Source organism: Roseovarius amoyensis (assembly GCF_003260265.1).
Taxonomy (GTDB): domain Bacteria; phylum Pseudomonadota; class Alphaproteobacteria; order Rhodobacterales; family Rhodobacteraceae; genus Roseovarius; species Roseovarius amoyensis.
Map to the genome: position 1 here is coordinate 87,566 of NZ_QITQ01000002.1, position 15,083 is coordinate 102,648.

The 15,083-nt window shown below is 64.6% G+C and carries 18 protein-coding genes; 12 read left to right on the forward strand and 6 right to left on the reverse strand.

From position 1 onward, the window contains the following. Positions 1-35: 35 nt before the first annotated feature. Complete coding sequence (locus DL899_RS02310) at positions 36-1,196, reverse strand: CobW family GTP-binding protein (RefSeq protein ID WP_111732160.1); 1,161 nt, start codon at positions 1,194-1,196, stop codon at positions 36-38. Positions 1,197-1,287: 91 nt separating this feature from the next. On the opposite strand from DL899_RS02310, the gene hisI reads away from it, so the two are divergent. Genes hisI through DL899_RS02325 form a run of 3 tightly spaced genes read left to right on the forward strand, consistent with a single transcriptional unit; the run spans position 1,288 to position 2,721 of the window. Further along, positions 1,288-1,761: a phosphoribosyl-AMP cyclohydrolase gene (gene hisI, locus DL899_RS02315; protein ID WP_111732161.1), complete on the forward strand. Its 474-nt coding sequence runs from the start codon at positions 1,288-1,290 to the stop codon at positions 1,759-1,761. A gap of 10 nt (positions 1,762-1,771) precedes the next feature. Next, complete coding sequence (gene ribD, locus DL899_RS02320; protein WP_204355233.1) at positions 1,772-2,470, forward strand: bifunctional diaminohydroxyphosphoribosylaminopyrimidine deaminase/5-amino-6-(5-phosphoribosylamino)uracil reductase RibD; 699 nt, start codon at positions 1,772-1,774, stop codon at positions 2,468-2,470. Next, on the forward strand, positions 2,467-2,721 hold the full coding sequence (locus DL899_RS02325) for a hypothetical protein (RefSeq protein WP_162685463.1): 255 nt from the start codon (positions 2,467-2,469) through the stop codon (positions 2,719-2,721). Before ribD ends, DL899_RS02325 begins: the two co-directional genes overlap by 4 nt. A gap of 265 nt (positions 2,722-2,986) precedes the next feature. Here DL899_RS02325 and DL899_RS02330 read toward each other — a convergent pair whose 3' ends face one another. Continuing rightward, complete coding sequence (locus tag DL899_RS02330; RefSeq protein WP_111732164.1) at positions 2,987-3,502, reverse strand: c-type cytochrome; 516 nt, start codon at positions 3,500-3,502, stop codon at positions 2,987-2,989. A gap of 370 nt (positions 3,503-3,872) precedes the next feature. Between DL899_RS02330 and msrB the strand changes: the two genes are divergently transcribed. The 5 genes from msrB (at position 3,873) to DL899_RS02355 (ending at position 8,041) form a co-directional block, all read left to right on the forward strand. Next, positions 3,873-4,322, forward strand: a complete 450-nt coding sequence (msrB, locus tag DL899_RS02335; protein WP_111732165.1) for a peptide-methionine (R)-S-oxide reductase MsrB — start codon at positions 3,873-3,875, stop codon at positions 4,320-4,322. Further along, positions 4,315-4,824 (forward strand): peptide-methionine (S)-S-oxide reductase MsrA, encoded by a 510-nt coding sequence (gene msrA, locus DL899_RS02340; protein ID WP_111732166.1) that lies wholly within the window; start codon positions 4,315-4,317, stop codon positions 4,822-4,824. Before msrB ends, msrA begins: the two co-directional genes overlap by 8 nt. A gap of 92 nt (positions 4,825-4,916) precedes the next feature. Beyond that, the gene (locus DL899_RS02345) at positions 4,917-5,933 is read left to right on the forward strand and encodes a C4-dicarboxylate TRAP transporter substrate-binding protein (RefSeq protein WP_111732167.1); all 1,017 of its coding nucleotides are present in this window, start codon (positions 4,917-4,919) and stop codon (positions 5,931-5,933) included. Between the two features lie 81 nt (positions 5,934-6,014). Continuing rightward, complete coding sequence (locus DL899_RS02350; RefSeq protein WP_111732168.1) at positions 6,015-6,644, forward strand: TRAP transporter small permease subunit; 630 nt, start codon at positions 6,015-6,017, stop codon at positions 6,642-6,644. Then, positions 6,644-8,041 (forward strand): TRAP transporter large permease, encoded by a 1,398-nt coding sequence (locus DL899_RS02355; protein ID WP_111732169.1) that lies wholly within the window; start codon positions 6,644-6,646, stop codon positions 8,039-8,041. The genes DL899_RS02350 and DL899_RS02355 overlap by 1 nt, the downstream gene beginning before the upstream one ends. 6 nt (positions 8,042-8,047) lie before the next feature. Here DL899_RS02355 and DL899_RS02360 read toward each other — a convergent pair whose 3' ends face one another. Further along, positions 8,048-8,827, reverse strand: a complete 780-nt coding sequence (locus DL899_RS02360) for a PaaX family transcriptional regulator C-terminal domain-containing protein (RefSeq protein WP_111732170.1) — start codon at positions 8,825-8,827, stop codon at positions 8,048-8,050. 34 nt (positions 8,828-8,861) lie between these two features. Further along, the gene (paaZ, locus tag DL899_RS02365; RefSeq protein ID WP_111732171.1) at positions 8,862-10,892 is read right to left on the reverse strand and encodes a phenylacetic acid degradation bifunctional protein PaaZ; all 2,031 of its coding nucleotides are present in this window, start codon (positions 10,890-10,892) and stop codon (positions 8,862-8,864) included. Between the two features lie 101 nt (positions 10,893-10,993). Between paaZ and paaG the strand changes: the two genes are divergently transcribed. The 4 genes from paaG to DL899_RS02385 all read left to right on the forward strand — a co-directional run bounded on the left by paaG (position 10,994) and on the right by DL899_RS02385 (position 13,088). Further along, entirely contained in the window at positions 10,994-11,779 is a 786-nt protein-coding gene (gene paaG / locus DL899_RS02370; RefSeq protein WP_111732172.1) for a 2-(1,2-epoxy-1,2-dihydrophenyl)acetyl-CoA isomerase PaaG, read from the forward strand. A 2-nt stretch (positions 11,780-11,781) separates the two neighbouring features. Further along, the gene (paaI, locus tag DL899_RS02375) at positions 11,782-12,222 is read left to right on the forward strand and encodes a hydroxyphenylacetyl-CoA thioesterase PaaI (RefSeq protein ID WP_111732569.1); all 441 of its coding nucleotides are present in this window, start codon (positions 11,782-11,784) and stop codon (positions 12,220-12,222) included. A gap of 38 nt (positions 12,223-12,260) precedes the next feature. After that, complete coding sequence (locus DL899_RS02380) at positions 12,261-12,857, forward strand: TetR/AcrR family transcriptional regulator (RefSeq protein WP_111732173.1); 597 nt, start codon at positions 12,261-12,263, stop codon at positions 12,855-12,857. 63 nt (positions 12,858-12,920) lie between these two features. After that, positions 12,921-13,088: a hypothetical protein gene (locus tag DL899_RS02385; protein ID WP_162685465.1), complete on the forward strand. Its 168-nt coding sequence runs from the start codon at positions 12,921-12,923 to the stop codon at positions 13,086-13,088. Between the two features lie 137 nt (positions 13,089-13,225). On the opposite strand, the gene DL899_RS02390 is transcribed toward DL899_RS02385, so the two are convergent. Then, entirely contained in the window at positions 13,226-13,984 is a 759-nt protein-coding gene (locus DL899_RS02390) for a Phenylacetic acid catabolic protein (protein WP_111732175.1), read from the reverse strand. Between the two features lie 12 nt (positions 13,985-13,996). Further along, a complete protein-coding gene (locus tag DL899_RS02395) occupies positions 13,997-15,073 on the reverse strand; it encodes a 2Fe-2S iron-sulfur cluster-binding protein (RefSeq protein ID WP_111732176.1) in 1,077 nt (358 codons plus the stop codon). Positions 15,074-15,083 lie beyond the last annotated feature (10 nt).

Sequence of the window (15,083 nt, forward strand, 5' to 3'; positions counted from 1 at the left end):
TTCAGCGGGCAAGGCGCCAAAGCGGCAAGCATGGGTCAGACGGGATTGTCGATGGTATCGGCCATCATGCCGCCGTGCAGGATTTCCGACGCCGGCCCTTCCTCGGGCCGCATCAAGAGCACTTTGAGGCTGTCTTTGAGGTCCGCCTCCTCGGTGTTCCGCGCAATGACAACGACGCGGCTCGTCGTGTCCCGGCCCGACCAGGTTTTCAGCGGCACTGGCGCGTCGAAGATGTGCTGCACCCCGTGAAAGACAAATGGATACTCTAGCCCCGCAACGTGCAGGATGCCCTTCATGCGCAGGATGTCCGGCCCCCTGAGCGCGATCAACGTATCCAGCCAGGAATCAAAGACCTCGGCGGGAATGGGGTCTGTCACCTCGATGGATGCAGAACTGATCCGGTGATCATGCCGGTGATGTGTCGCCGGCACTGATGGGTTGAAGGTCGCCGGAGCCGGGGATCTTGCGGAGAACCCCGAAAGGCCGGCCAGAGGATCGGGCTTGGCCACCTCCGCCGCCATCTTGGGCGACATCCCCAGCCAACTGTCCACATCCGAAGACGTCACATCCCTGTGCATCGCGGACAGGCCGAACAGCGTTCCTACCGGCACTTTTCCGTGCTCCGCATGGACGCGCCGAGCCGAGGCATTAAGCCCGCTCAACCGCTTCTCGAACCGGGTCAAGTCAAAGGGATCGACCAGATCGGTCTTCGACAGGATCAGCAGGTCGGCTATGGCCACCTGGTGAACCGCCTCGAACTGTCGGTCGAGCGTTTTCATACCCGTTGCCGCATCCGCCAGCGTCACGACACCATCCAGCCGGAACGCCTGCGCGATCTGGCGGTCCGTCACCAAGGTGTGGACGATCGGACCCGGATCGGCGATGCCGCTGGTTTCGATCACAACGCGATCGAAATCCACCTGCCCGGCGTCACGCTTTTCAAGCAAGGCCCCTAACGTCTTGGCCAGGTCCTCCAGGATGGCACAGCACAGGCACCCCGATTGCAGCAAAACGGTCTCTTCGGTCGCCTCTTCGATCAGGTCGTGATCAAGAGCCACATCACCGAATTCATTCATGATGACGGCAATCCGCCCGGCCTCGGGATCGCGGATCAGGTGGTTCAGCAGCGTTGTCTTTCCTGCCCCGAGGAACCCCGTCAACAAGGTGACCGGAACGCGTTTGTCCTCCAATGCCATTTTGGGCTCGCCCTTCAGCCTTGTATCTGCTTTCAGTCATGTTGTGTTATGATATAACATTACTATACACAAGAGCCTCGAAAGGACCGAGATGTCGCAATTGGAATTTCAATCCCGTCAGTCTGTGGAGCAGGTCGAGGAAGGCACCGACCTCGCACCCAAATTCGGCGAAGATGGCCTGTTGCCCTGCATCACAACCGATGCCACCACGGGTGAGGTGCTGATGCTCGGCTGGATGAATGCAGAAGCCTTCCGACTGACCATCCAAACCGGTGAGGCGCACTATTTCAGCCGCTCCCGACAGGTGCTGTGGCACAAGGGCGCGACCTCCGGTCTGGTCCAGAAGGTTGTCGAAGCACGCATAGACGACGATCAGGATGCGCTTTGGCTGCGCGTCGACATCACCGGTTCCGGAGCATCCTGCCATGTTGGCTACCGCTCCTGCTTCTATCGGGCAGTGCCGTGTGGCGAACAGGCAGGGGCCCCGCTGACCTTCCTCGAAGAACACAAGACGTTCGACCCGGTGGCTGTGTATGGCGATGTGCCGAACCCAACCCAACTCTGATCGCGCCTGGATGCAGCGCGCCCTTGCGCTGGCCAAAGCCGCACGCGGCCATGTCTGGCCCAATCCGCCTGTGGGTTGTGTTCTGATAAAGGATGGCGCGGTTCTGGCAGAGGCCGCCACCCACCCCGGCGGCCGCCCCCACGCCGAACGCGCCGCGATAGAAATGGTCGCGGCCACGAGCGGGGTCAGCGCCGACGGCGCGACCCTCTACGTGACGTTGGAACCTTGCTGCCATTGGGGCAAGAGCCCGCCCTGCACGGATGCTATCATCGCGTCAGGTGTGCGCCGTGTCGTTTGTGCCATTCACGATCCCGATCCACGGGTGAACGGCGGAGGTTTCGAACGGCTTCGAAACGCCGGGATCGAGGTCTCTGTCGGGCTTGGCGCGGCGCAGGCATCTCAGGTGATGTCGGGCTTCTTCCATCGCGTCCGAACAGGCCGACCGCAGTTGTTGGTTTTGGACCACGAAACCCAGGCCATCCCCGATGGCGCAGACGCTTTGCTGTCAACGATCAACGGCTCTCTTTCGTTGCGCAGCAGAACGCCACAGGGCGTGAAAACGACATCGATCCCCATAGGCACAGCGTCCGGCCTGCTCGCAGGATTGGCCGACATCGGCCTGACCACCGTCGCGGTCTCCGCACACGATCCGGTCACCAAAGCATTGCGGCCCTTGGCGAACACCCGGGCAGACCGAGGCGCGGCATGACGGAACGCAGCGCTATTCAGACTGCAATAGGCTTGTGGCACACACAGCGCATCAAGCGGCTGATCAGAGAACACGTTGGCAGCGGTGCAGCCTGCCTTGTCTCGATTCGCGAGACGGTTTGCACCGACCCCACCTGCGCAGGACCGGCGACCGAGGTGCGCATAACAAGCCAGAGCTTCCGCGAAACCCGTTTCACCATCCACAAGCCTGTTTCCGCCGTGTCCCATTCAGACATTGCCGAGATGTTTTGAGCACATCTGTTTCATCGACCAACAACATTCCGAGCCACCCAATCCCCGTAGTTTGCAACAAATTCTGCCGCAGTATGCACAACGTCGTCGGACATTTGAAATATCGCGCTCCCGCTGAGCGGCCGACCGGCACCGACCGCGGAACCGGTACGCTATAGGGCACCGCGACCGATGGGGCAGCGCCGAAACGGTTATTCCATGTCGCGACGGGTGCGCCCATGATCCTGCATGGAACACTATGGCCAGAGGATCCCCACTCTGGCTTTCAGAACTCCGAAGGATAGAGCAAAGCCCGATAGGCAGTATTCTGGCCGCTGTAGAGGGTATTGGCAGCGTCTTGCTTGGCGCGGATGTGCGTGGGCCAGGTCGACTTGATGTAAGATAGCACATCGACAATCTGGTGATCACTGAGCGAATCGGCGAACTGCGGCATTCCCGCCTGATTGAGGGCTCTGCACAGGGCCGCGGCCTCTCCCGACTTGGTGAGTTGAAACAACGCAAAGTCCGGGTGCTGCCAAGTATGACCGTTGACATCATGTGGTGGGGCCACTTGTTCCGCCGCAGTCCGGCTGGCGGCCGAAGCTCCACCCTCTAGCGCGCCGTGACAAGCAGAGCATTCGCGCTGGTATAGTTTCTTCCCCCGGGCCACCGTTTCAACATCAGTCCAGTTGAGGAGTTGCGGGGTCGGTCGATCCGGGATGAGCAAATAGCCCGCCACACTGATTGCGCCGACGACCGCGGCACCAATTACACTTGCGAATGCGGCCCTCTGTCTGCGCATGCCGCCCCCTTCGAGTGAGCGAAAAGCCTACTGCGAGGGGCCCCCCTTTGGCAACGGCCCGACCATTCAAACAGGTCGGGGCAAGGTCTTGGTTGTTCAAAGTTTACGTGATCGAGCATTGTGGGCGTTGGTGGAGGGCGCAGCGAATGACAGCTTGCCGCCCACCCTGCCCGCTACTTCGGGTATCCCGGCCGCGATCACGGCGCGATTTCGCAACCTACCCCAGTTCCGCCAGCGCCTTCACCTGTGCCAGTAGGAGCAATGCCGGGTGGAGTCTTTCGTTTGCGCCGGCTTGGCAAATGCCGTTGAATTTGCCGCAGTCTGTGCCATCTGTTTTTCACAGGCATGTCGGACGGCAGGGGGAATTCCGATGAAATACAAGTGCAGCAAAGAGGCCATTGCGCGGCTGACGCCAGAGCAATACCGCGTAACCCAGGAGGGCGGCACCGAACGGCCCTTTACCGGGGAATACAACATCCATGACGAACCGGGCATCTATGTCGACGTGGTGTCGGGCGAGCCGCTGTTCGCCTCGACCGACAAGTTCGAATCGGGTTGCGGCTGGCCCAGCTTTGCCAAGCCGCTGGACACCGGGAATATCAGCGAGCACCGCGACGACTCGCTTGGCATGGCGCGGACCGAGGTGCGCTCGGCCCATGGCGACAGCCATCTGGGTCATGTCTTTCCCGATGGGCCGCGCGACCGGGGCGGCATGCGCTATTGCATAAATTCCGCCGCGCTGCGTTTCGTCCACCGTGACGACATGGCGGTAGAGGGCTATGGTGATTACCTGAAATGGCTGGAGGAAAAAGATGGCTGAGGAACGCGCCGTTCTGGCGGGGGGTTGTTTCTGGGGCATGCAGGACCTGATCCGCAAGCTGCCCGGCGTGATTCGCACCCGAGTGGGCTATAGCGGCGGGGACGTGCCCAACGCCACCTACCGCAACCATGGCACCCATGCCGAGGCAATCGAGGTGGTCTTTGATCCCGACAGGATCAGCTATCGCCGCCTGCTGGAGGTGTTCTTTCAGATACATGACCCGACCACGCCCAACTGCCAAGGCAACGATGTCGGCATGTCCTATCGCTCGGCCATCTATTATTGCAGCGACGAACAACGGCGCATCGCGCTGGATACCATCGCCGATGTGGAGGCCTCGGGCCTGTGGCCCGGAAAGGTCGTGACCGAGGTCGAACCCGTGGGCGATTTCTGGGAGGCCGAGCCGGAACACCAGGATTACCTGCAGCGCTATCCCCGCGGTTATACCTGCCATTTCCCGCGCCCCGACTGGGTGCTGCCACGCCGCGACGCCGCTGAATAGCGGGGGCCTGTCGCGCAGAAATTATTTAAGTTGGCATGTTGGGCATCCCGTTTATGCTGGCCCTCATAAGTTGATAAACGGGAGGAAAAAACATGCGCAAAGTAATGGGACTGACCCTCGGCACCGCCCTTGGCCTCGTCTTCGCGGCCGAGGCAATGGCCACCGAATGGAACGTTTCGGTCTGGGGCAAGCGGCGGGCCTTTACCGAGCATGTCGAAAAGCTGGCCGAGCTGGTGGCGGAAAAGACCGGCGGCGAGTTCACCATGAACGTCAGCTATGGCGGGCTGTCGAAGCCGCGCGAAAACCTTGACAACATTTCGATTGGCGCGATCGAGATGGCGCAGTTCTGCGCCGGCTATCATCCTGACAAGAACCGTCTGATCACGGTGCTGGAACTGCCGTTCCTCGGCGTCAGCAACCTGACCGAAGAGGTCGCGGTCAGCCATGCCGTCTATGGCCATCAGGCGGTGCAGGACGAGATGGCGCAGTGGAACGCCCGGCTGGTGATGACGTCGCCGATGCCGCAATACAACATCGTCGGCACCGGCGAGCCGCGCGACACGCTGGCCAAGTTCGACGGCATGCGCGTGCGCGCCACCGGCGGCATCGGCGAGGCGTTCAAGGCGGTGGGCGCGGTGCCCACCTCGGTGACCGCGACCGAAGCCTACCAGGCGATGGAATCGGGCGTGGTCGATGCGGTCTCGTTCGCCCAGCACGCTCATCTGAGCTTTGGCACCATCAACCGGGCCGACTGGTGGACGGCGAACCTCAACCCCGGCACGGTGAACTGCCCGGTGGTGGTCAACATCGACGCCTACGAGGCGCTGTCGGACGCCGAGCGCGAGGCGCTCGACAGTTCGGTGCCTGAGGCGATCGACCATTACCTTGCCAACTACGGTGAACTGCTCAAGCGCTGGGACAGCGTGCTTGAGGAAAAAGGCGTCGAGAAAGTCATGATCTCGGACGAACAGATTGCCGCGTTCCGGGCCAAGGCCGCCGATCCGATCCGCGAGCAGTGGATTGCCGACATCAAGGCGCAGGGCCTGCCGGGGCAGGACCTGTATGACCTGGTGATGTCGACGCTGGAAAAGACGCGCGCCGCCGAGTGACGTCGTGAAACGCGGCCGCCTGACGCCTGGCGTCCGGGCGGCCGCCGCGTTCCCGGGCCTACCGAAACGAGGGAGGGGCACATGGCCAGCGCGTCCACCGTCTTGCAGGACGGCAGCCTGCTCAGTCGTCTCGACAGGAAGTTGTTGCGGCTGGAGCGGGTCTTTGCGCTGCTGAGCGGGCTGGCGGCGTTTTCGCTGATGTTTCTCGCCGTGCGGTCGGTGGGCGGGCGCAAGTTCTTCGATGCGCCGCTTTCGGGCTATGTCGATTATATCGAGCTCCTGATGCCGGTCATTGCCATCCTCGGCGTCTCCTTCGTGCAGCGCGAGGGCGGGCACATCCGCATGGACATCCTGATAGGGCGGCTCGGGGGCCGCGCGCTGTGGGCGGCAGAGCTCTTGTCGGTGGTGCTTATCCTGATCCTGATGCTGGCGCTCCTGTGGGGCAGTTGGGCGCATTTTCAGCGCAGCTTCGATTTCTCGCTGCCGCTCTGGAGCCGCGACAGCACCATCGACATCAGCGCGCCGATCTGGCCGGCCAAGCTGGTGGTGCCGGTGGCCTTTGCCGTGCTCTGCCTGCGGCTGGTACTGCAGGCCTGGGCCTATGGCCGGGCGCTGGTGCTGGGAACAGAACGCCCGGCGGCGGTGCCGCTGGTGCAGACGGTTGCCGAACACGCCCGCGCCGAGGCCGAACAGCTTGAGGGGCACGACTGATGGAGCCCATTGAAATCGGCCTGTGGGTAACAGGTGGCATGCTGGTGCTGGTGGTGCTTGGCATGCGCGTGGCCTTTGCCGCCGCATTGGCGGGGTTCGTGGGGCTTGTCTGGCTGCGCTGGAACGGGTTCGGGTATGCGCCCGAGCGGTTCGGCAAGGCGCTGGAAATCAGCGTCAAGGTCGCCGGTCAGGTGCCGCATTCCAAGGTATCGGCCAATTCCCTGTCGCTGATCCCGACCTTCATCCTGATCGGCTATCTGGCCTATTACGCGGGGCTGACGCGGGCGCTGTTCGAGGCCGCCAAGCGCTGGATCGCCTGGGTGCCGGGGGGGCTGGCGGTCTCGACCGTCTTTGCCACCGCCGGGTTCGCGGCGGTGTCGGGCGCGTCGGTGGCCACGGCGGCCGTCTTTGCCCGCATCGCCATCCCCGAGATGCTGAAGGTGGGCTATAACAAGCGCTTTGCGGCCGGTGTCGTCGCCGCCGGCGGCACTCTGGCCAGTCTGATCCCACCCTCGGCGATCCTGGTGATCTATGCCATCATCGTCGAACAGGACGTGGGCAAGCTGTTGCTCGCGGGGTTCATCCCCGGCGCGTTCTCGGCGGTGATCTATGCCGTGCTGATCATCGGCATCGCGGTGCTGTTCAAGAATGTCGGCCCCCCCGTCACCGGCTTTACCTGGCGCGAACGGCTGGTGTCGCTGCCCCCGGCGCTGCCCATCGTGGCGGTGGTGGTGATCATCATATTCTTTGTCTACAACCCCTTTGGCGATGCTTGGGGCACCCCGACAGAGGGCGGCGCGGTCGGTGCCTTCATCGTCTTTCTGATGGCGCTTTATCGCGGCATGCGCTGGGCCGAACTGAAGTCGGCGCTGATCGAGACCGCCAAGCTGACGGTGATGATCTTTACCATCATCTGGGGGGTGCTGATCTATGTGCGCTTTCTGGGTTTTGCCGATCTGCCCGGCGCCTTTGCCGACTGGATCACATCGTTGCATATGTCACCCTGGCTGATCCTGGTGTGCATCCTGCTGGCCTATGCCGTGCTGGGGATGTTCATGGACGCCATCGGGATGCTGCTGCTGACACTGCCGGTGGTCTATCCGGCGGTGATGGCGCTCAATGGCGGGGAATATGTGACAGCCGCCGACAGCGCCTTTGGCATGTCGGGCGAGATGTGCGCGATCTGGTTCGGCATCCTGGTGGTCAAGATGGCAGAGTTCTGCCTGATCACGCCACCCATCGGGCTGAACTGCTTCGTGGTGGCGGGCGTGCGCCCGGACCTGTCGGTGCAGGATGTCTTTCGCGGGGTGATGCCGTTTTTCCTGGCTGATGCGGTGACGATCGGCCTGTTGGTGGCGTTCCCGGCCATCGTGCTGTGGTTGCCGAGCCTGGCCTGAGCGGCGTCAGGGGGAAAGTTCGTCCAGGGCGGGGCGCGGAAATCGTTCCAGCACGGCCATGACGGCGCGGCGCGCGCGTGCGCCTTCCCAATCCTCGCCCAGCAGGTTGTCGGGCAGATCGCCGTGGCGCAGCCTGAGCCGCCGCCAGTGATGCAGGAGCACCACCCTCAGGGCGCTGCGCGCCACCGCATCCGTCGGTACCGCCAGCCCCAGCGCGGTGCCGGCGGCATCGGCCAGGCGCGCGTAATCTTCGCGCAGATCTGCCCCGAGGAGGGTGTCGGCCAGCCACCGGGGCACCGCGCCGGGGGTAAGTTCCGCGTGCCAGATATCCGGCGACACTGCCGGGGCCGGCCCCGCCAGCAACGCGGTGCGTGGCGCAATCTGCACCGCGCCCTCGGGCAGGACAGTGGCAAAATCAGGCGCGGCCACCTGTGGCGGGGCCAGCAACAGGCGGACTGCCCCCTTGGCCGGCGGATCGGGGGCGTAAATGCGGCCACGTACGGCTGCGGTCTCGGTCCAGCCCATTTCCGACAGCCGATAGGCCGCGTCGCGCCCGTTTCGTTCGCTCTCGATCCAGCCGTCGCGCTTGAGCCGGTGCAGCGCCACCCGGGTCGAGGCCGGCGTCAGCCCGATCCGCCCCAGCACCCCCTGCAACGCGCGCCCGGTGATGCGGTCGTTTCGGTCGCGGCAAAAATCGCCCAGAACGGTGACGATCACCGACCACGTCCGGAGCGGGCCGCAGGCGGCGAGCCGGTCGATTTCGCTTTGTGTGCCGGAGGTTTGCATGTTGGTCAAAGCTTACCCTCGCCCCTGACGCGCCTCAAGCGGCGTTCACCGTCAACAGCTCGTATTCGGCGACCGGTTCATCATTCTGGTTGGTGATGGCGACGCGCCAGCGCACCTCGCCGTATTCCGCGTTGCGGGGGGTCTTTGCCTTGACCGTCAGGCGTACGCGGATGGTGTCGCCCGGCACGACCGGTTTCATGAAGCGCAGGCCATCAAGCCCGGTATTGGCCAGCACCGGCCCCTCATCGGGATCGACGAACATACCGGCGGCAAAGGACAAGAGCAGGTAACCATGCGCCACCCGGCCGGGAAAGAACGGGTTTCGCGCGGCGGCTTCGTCGTCCATGTGGGCATAGAAGGTGTCGCCTGTGAAGCGGGCGAAATGCTCGATATCCTCTGTTGTCACGGCGCGCGGCGCGGTCAACAGCGTCTCACCAATGGTCAGCTCGGAAAAGCGCCGGCGGAAGGGGTGTGCCGGCCCCTCATGCGTGGCGGCGCCCGGCACCCAGCACCCGGTGATTGCCGTCAGCATGTCGGGCGAGCCCTGCACCGCGGTGCGCTGCATGTAGTGCTTGACCCCGCGAATGCCGCCCAGCTCTTCGCCCCCGCCGGCGCGGCCGGGGCCGCCATGCACCATGTGCGGCAGCGGCACACCGTGGCCGGTGCTCTCGGCCATCGACACGCGGTCGTTAACGTAGATGCGCCCGTGCCAGGCAGCCGCGCCCAGGATCACCCCGCGCGCCACCTGCGCGTCATGTGTGATCAGCGAGGCAACCAGCGACCCGCCGCCGCGATTGGCCAGTTCGACCGCGTGGTCGAGATCGCGATAACCCATGACGGTCGAGACCGGGCCGAATGCCTCGGTATCGTGGATGCGCGTGGCGCGGTCGGGGTCGGTGCAGTGAAACAGCATCGGCGGCAGAAAGGCGCCCTGCTGCACATCCTCGCCGGTGATGGCGAAATCGTCCGGGTTGCCCAAGACACGTTCTGCCTCGTTTGCCAGCATCGCGACCTTTTCCAGCACATCGCGTTTCTGCGCGGCAGAGACCAGCGCCCCCATGCGCGTCTCCTTCAGCCGGGGGTCGCCGACAGTGACCTTGTTCAGCCGCTCAGACAGCGCGTCGATCACCGCCCCGACCTGTGCGTCCGGCGCCAGAATGCGGCGGATGGCGGTGCATTTCTGCCCGGCCTTGGTGGTGATCTCGCGCGCGGCCTCTTTGATGAAAAGGTCGAATTCGGGCGTGCCCGGCACCGCGTCGGGGCCGAGGATCGAAGCATTGAGGCTGTCCTGCTCGGCCATGAAACGGACGGAGTTTTCCAACAGCTTCGGGTTCGCGCGCAGCATGTTGGCCGTCGCCGCAGACCCGGTGAACCCCACAACATCCTGGCATGTCAGCCGGTTCAGCATGTCACCCAGCCCGCCGCTGACCAGTTGCAGCGCGCCCTCGGGCAGCAGCCCCGATTGCAGCATCAGCCGCACGCAGGCTTCGGTCACATAGCAGGTCGCGGTGGCGGGCTTGACGATCGCCGGTACCCCGGCCAACAGCGCGGGCGCCAGCTTTTCCAGCATCCCCCAGACCGGAAAGTTGAAGGCGTTGATGTGCACTGCCACGCCCCGCAGCGGTGTGCAGATGTGCTGGCCCAGAAAGCTGCCGGATTTCGACAACTGTTCGACCGCGCCGTCGGGCAGGACATGGCCATCGGGCATGTCCCGCCGGCCCTTGGAGGCAAAGGCGAACATCGTGCCGATGCCGCCGTCGATGTCAAAGCGGTGGTCGGCCAGCGTCGCGCCGGTGTCATAGGACAGATCGTAAAGCGCCTGCTTGTGTTCGTTGAGGTGCTGCGCCAGCGCCTTGAGCATGCGGGCACGGTCGTGAAAGGTCAGCTTGCGCAGGGCTGGCCCGCCGACCCCGTGGGCGTAGTCCAGCATCGCGCCGGTATCCAGGTTCTGTTGCCCGGCGCGCGCGATCACCCGGCCGGTTATGGCGCTTTCGATCTTGCGCGCCCCGGCATCGGGGGTGATCCATTCGCCGGCGGCAAAGCTTGCGACATCCAGAATGCTCATGCGGTCTGTCCTTGCAGAAAAGGGCGATATGGTTGTTTATTGACCAACCGGCCGGTCTATGCAACATGCATTCCGACGATTCCAAGCGAGATGCGAGCGCCATGAGTGACACGATCCTGACCACTGATCACGGCGGCTGGGTTGAGATCACCCTCAACCGTCCCAACCGGATGAACAGCTTTACCGAAGAGATGCACCGTGCCCTTTACGCCGCGCTGGAGGCCGCACGCGACGGCGGCAAGCGTGCTGTGCTGCTGACGGGTGCGGGCAGGGGGGTCTGTGCCGGGCAGGACCTGGGCGACCGTGACCCGTCCAAGATGGATGGCCCGCCGGACCTGGGGCAAACAGTGCAAACATTCTATGCCCCGCTGGTGCGGCTGATCCGAGCGCTGGAATTTCCAGTGGTCTGCGCGGTCAACGGCGCGGCCGCCGGGGCGGGGGCCAACCTGGCGCTGGCCTGCGACATGGTGCTGGCGGCTGAAAGCGCGCGCTTCATCCAGTCCTTCGCCAAGATCGGCCTCATTCCCGACACCGGCGGAAGCTGGCATTTGCCACACCTTCTGGGCGAGGCACGCGCCAAGGGACTGGCGCTGACGGCCGAACCGTTTTCGGCTCAGCAGGCTGCGGATTGGGGGCTGATCTGGAAATGCCTGCCCGATGCGGCGCTGATGGACAAGGCGCGTGCGATGGCTGCGCGGTTCGCCGAGGGGCCGACGCTGTCCTACGCCCAGTCCAAGGCCTGCATCCAGGCCGCCGCAACCGCCTCGCTGGAGGATCACCTAGAACGCGAGGCCGCTGCGCTAAAGCTGTGCGGCGAAAGCGCCGATTATGCCGAGGGCGTGTCGGCCTTTCTGGAAAAGCGCGCGCCGCGTTTTCAGGGGCGATGACCATGACGCCGAAGGAACGCGCGGAAAAGGCCGCCGCCGCGATGTGGCAGGGCGATGCCGCCAGCCAGGAACTGGGAGTGCGGCTGGTCGAGGTGGACGAGGGGCGGGCAGTGCTGGAACTGACGGTCGAGCCGCGCCATTGCAACGGCCATGGCATCTGTCACGGGGGGGTCACCTTTACCCTGGCCGACGGCGCCTTTGCCTATGCCTGCAACAGCCGTAATCAGGCGACAGTGGCCCAGCACAACACCATTACCTATCTCGCGCCGGCCCATGCCGGCGGTGTGCTGAGCGCGTCGGCCGGGGAAACCAGCCTTAACGGGCGCAGCGGCGTCTATGACGTCACCGTCACCGATCAGACCGGCCGGCGCATCGCGCTGTTCCGTGGCCTGTCGCGGGCCGTGCGCGGCACAGTCTTTGACGAGGGGGAAGGAAACGGATGAACACCGCAACACGCGCATCGGGCACGGGGGGCTAGATCATGGCCCGCACCATCGCCCGTGACCACGACGAAAAGCGCGCGCAGATCCTGAAATCGGCGGCGCGCGTCTTTGCCACCCAGGGGTTCGACCGCGCGTCGATGAGCGAGCTTGCCCGCGACTGCGGCATCTCCAAGGCCAATATCTATCACTACTACGACAGCAAGGACGCGATCCTTTACGACATCCTCGAAACCCATCTGCGCGGCCTGCGTGACCGTATCTGCGGGCTGGACCTGGCCGGGCTTTCGCCCGAGGCGCAGCTGCGGGTCACGCTGCGTGAATACCTGCTGGCCTATAAGGGGGCAGACAACGAGCACCGGGTGCAGGTCAACGGCGTCGACCGCCTGCCACCCGCCGAGCGTGAAATACTGCTCGATTATCAGCGTGACATGGTGCGCCACCTGGCGGCGATCCTGGGCGCGCTGGCGCCGCCGGCGCTGGCCGGGGACACGGCACGCTTGCGGGCGGCGACGATGTCGGTCTTCGGCATGCTGAACTGGCATTACATGTGGAACAGCGGCGCCGGCACGCAGGCGCGCGCCGATCACGCCGACCTGATGGCCGACCTGACGCTGAAGGGGCTGCCGGGCCTTTAGGGCCGATTGTGCCGTGGCGCATTCCGTGCAGGAATGGGGCTGGGCAACACGGAAAGGCTGCCGATGACACACCGCCCCCAAGATGTGCGGGAGTTTCTGGATGCTTGTCTCGCCGCGTTCGGCGATCGCGTCAGCGATCCGCGCGCGACGGCCTCGCTGAAACGGATCGGCGCGGCGCTGGAAACCCCCGGCAAGGTATCGTCGGGGGATGGCGCGCCGCTGCCTGTCTGAGACCCGTTGGCGGGGGCGGCGGTCCGGTCCGGGTCTCGCGCCCCGGCGCCAGAGCCGGGGCCTTCTTCCCGTATCTCGAACCTCGGGTCGCGCCCGGGGTGAGAACGAAGAATGGGCGTGGCTTGCAGAAATCCCGCTTACGCCGCTTTCAGACCCAGCGCCGCCAGTATCCCGGTGGTTTCCCGCTCCCATGCCGCGCGCAGGTCCGCGTTCGGGGTGTGGCGCAGGCCCATTGCCTTGACCCGCGCGAACTTGTCCGAGGCATCCATCCCGAACGACGCCGCGACCCGCGGCCACCAGAGCGTGACCGCCGCCTGCACCGCCTCGATGCCCTCGGTCTGCAACAGCCGCTCGACCCCTTCCAGCGCCAATTCGGCATGGCGTGTCTCGACCGGCAGGATACCGCGAAACGTCTCTGCCAGCGGCTGATAGGAAACCTGCGCCAGTTCGCCCAACTGCACCACCACCGCGCGCCCCATCAGCAGGTTCATCACCACCGCGTCAGTCCAGCCCTGCAGCGGATAGTTGAAAACCGAAAGCCGCATGTCGTGTTCGCTGCGCCCGGGTGCGGCATCGGCCCCCGGCTTGTCCCGGGCTGTCCACGGATGGTGGGTGTAATAGCGGGCCGTGTCGGCGCCGAATTCGCCCATCTGGCGCAGCACGCGCTGGGCGTGCACGGTCTTTTCCAGCACGATGCGGGCGGCGGCAATGCGTTCCTCTATCCCCGGCGCGGCGTTGATCAGGTCGGCGAACCCCGCCGCGCCCGCCAGTTCGCTGTCGACGAAGGTCGCCATCATCCGCAGCAATTCGGCGCGATAGCGCGGCGGCACGTTGGCGGGGCTGGTCAGCCGGCCGCCCTGGGCCAGATAGTCGGAAATGCTCATCCCATCGGTCATGGCGTGCGCCCCTTACTGATCATAGTCGATCCTGACGCGGTCGGTCAGCGGGCGGGACTGGCAGGACAGGACATAGCCCTTTTCGACCTCGTAATCCTCCAGCGCGTGGTTGACGGCCATTTCGACCTCGCCCTCGATCACCCGGCAGCGGCAGGTCGAACAGACCCCGGCGCGGCAGGCAAAGGGCGCGTCGATATCGTTGGCCAGCGCGGTGTCAAGCAGGCTCTGCCCCTCGTCGGCGCTGACCTTGCGGGTTGCCCCGTCCAGCGTGATCGTGATTTCCGTACCCTTGCCCGTAGCCTCCACCCGGGCGGCGCGGGGCGGTTGTTTCAGCCGTCCGGGCTGGACCGAGGCAAAGAGTTCGAACCGGATACGGTCGTCCGCCATCCCGGCGTCGCGCAGCGCGGCGGCTATGTCCAGCATCATCGGCTCGGGTCCGCAGATGAACGCTGTGTCGGCCGAGGCCACATCGACCCAGCCGGTCCTAAACAGCTCGGCGCATTTCCCCTGTGTCAGCCGCCCGGTGAACAGGTCGATTTCCTGCGCGTCGGTACCCAGGACGTGGATGACGTTGAAGCGGCCAAGATAGGCGTTCTTCAAATCCTCCAGCTCTTCGCGGAACATGATCGTGTTCACGCCCTTGTTGGCATAGACAAGGGTAAAGGACGCATGCGGTTCGCGCCTCAGCGTGGTCCTGATGATCGACAGGACCGGGGTGATGCCCGATCCGGCCGCAAAGCCCAGATAGTGCCCGCGGGCGGCGGCGTCGAGCGGGACGTGAAAGCGGCCCATGGGCGGCATTGCCTGCAACACCTCGCCCACCTGCAATTCATCGTTGACCCAGGCGGAAAAGGCGCCGCCCTCGACCCGCTTGATACCGACCTGCAGCACCCCGTCATCCATCCCCGAGCAGATCGAATAGGACCGGCGCAGTTCCTCGCCGTCGAAGTCACGGCGAAAGGTCAGGTACTGGCCCTGGACGAAATCGAAATGGTCTGCCGCCCCGTTGACCGGGCGCAGCGTCACCACCACCGCGTCGCGGGTGGTCTTGCGGATATCTGTGACCTCGAGGTCGTGAAAGCGCGACATGCGGGCGCCC

Excerpts from the sequence above, each read along its gene's own strand:
- DL899_RS02310 (WP_111732160.1), bottom strand. The coding sequence starts at position 1,196 with ATGGCATTGGAGGACAAACGCGTTCCGGTCACCTTGTTGACGGGGTTC.
- hisI (WP_111732161.1), top strand. The coding sequence starts at position 1,288 with ATGTCGCAATTGGAATTTCAATCCCGTCAGTCTGTGGAGCAGGTCGAG.
- ribD (WP_204355233.1), top strand. The coding sequence starts at position 1,772 with ATGCAGCGCGCCCTTGCGCTGGCCAAAGCCGCACGCGGCCATGTCTGG.
- DL899_RS02325 (WP_162685463.1), top strand. The coding sequence starts at position 2,467 with ATGACGGAACGCAGCGCTATTCAGACTGCAATAGGCTTGTGGCACACA.
- DL899_RS02330 (WP_111732164.1), bottom strand. The coding sequence starts at position 3,502 with ATGCGCAGACAGAGGGCCGCATTCGCAAGTGTAATTGGTGCCGCGGTC.
- msrB (WP_111732165.1), top strand. The coding sequence starts at position 3,873 with ATGAAATACAAGTGCAGCAAAGAGGCCATTGCGCGGCTGACGCCAGAG.
- msrA (WP_111732166.1), top strand. The coding sequence starts at position 4,315 with ATGGCTGAGGAACGCGCCGTTCTGGCGGGGGGTTGTTTCTGGGGCATG.
- DL899_RS02345 (WP_111732167.1), top strand. The coding sequence starts at position 4,917 with ATGCGCAAAGTAATGGGACTGACCCTCGGCACCGCCCTTGGCCTCGTC.
- DL899_RS02350 (WP_111732168.1), top strand. The coding sequence starts at position 6,015 with ATGGCCAGCGCGTCCACCGTCTTGCAGGACGGCAGCCTGCTCAGTCGT.
- DL899_RS02355 (WP_111732169.1), top strand. The coding sequence starts at position 6,644 with ATGGAGCCCATTGAAATCGGCCTGTGGGTAACAGGTGGCATGCTGGTG.
- DL899_RS02360 (WP_111732170.1), bottom strand. The coding sequence starts at position 8,827 with ATGCAAACCTCCGGCACACAAAGCGAAATCGACCGGCTCGCCGCCTGC.
- paaZ (WP_111732171.1), bottom strand. The coding sequence starts at position 10,892 with ATGAGCATTCTGGATGTCGCAAGCTTTGCCGCCGGCGAATGGATCACC.
- paaG (WP_111732172.1), top strand. The coding sequence starts at position 10,994 with ATGAGTGACACGATCCTGACCACTGATCACGGCGGCTGGGTTGAGATC.
- paaI (WP_111732569.1), top strand. The coding sequence starts at position 11,782 with ATGACGCCGAAGGAACGCGCGGAAAAGGCCGCCGCCGCGATGTGGCAG.
- DL899_RS02380 (WP_111732173.1), top strand. The coding sequence starts at position 12,261 with ATGGCCCGCACCATCGCCCGTGACCACGACGAAAAGCGCGCGCAGATC.
- DL899_RS02385 (WP_162685465.1), top strand. The coding sequence starts at position 12,921 with ATGACACACCGCCCCCAAGATGTGCGGGAGTTTCTGGATGCTTGTCTC.
- DL899_RS02390 (WP_111732175.1), bottom strand. The coding sequence starts at position 13,984 with ATGACCGATGGGATGAGCATTTCCGACTATCTGGCCCAGGGCGGCCGG.
- DL899_RS02395 (WP_111732176.1), bottom strand. The coding sequence starts at position 15,073 with ATGTCGCGCTTTCACGACCTCGAGGTCACAGATATCCGCAAGACCACC.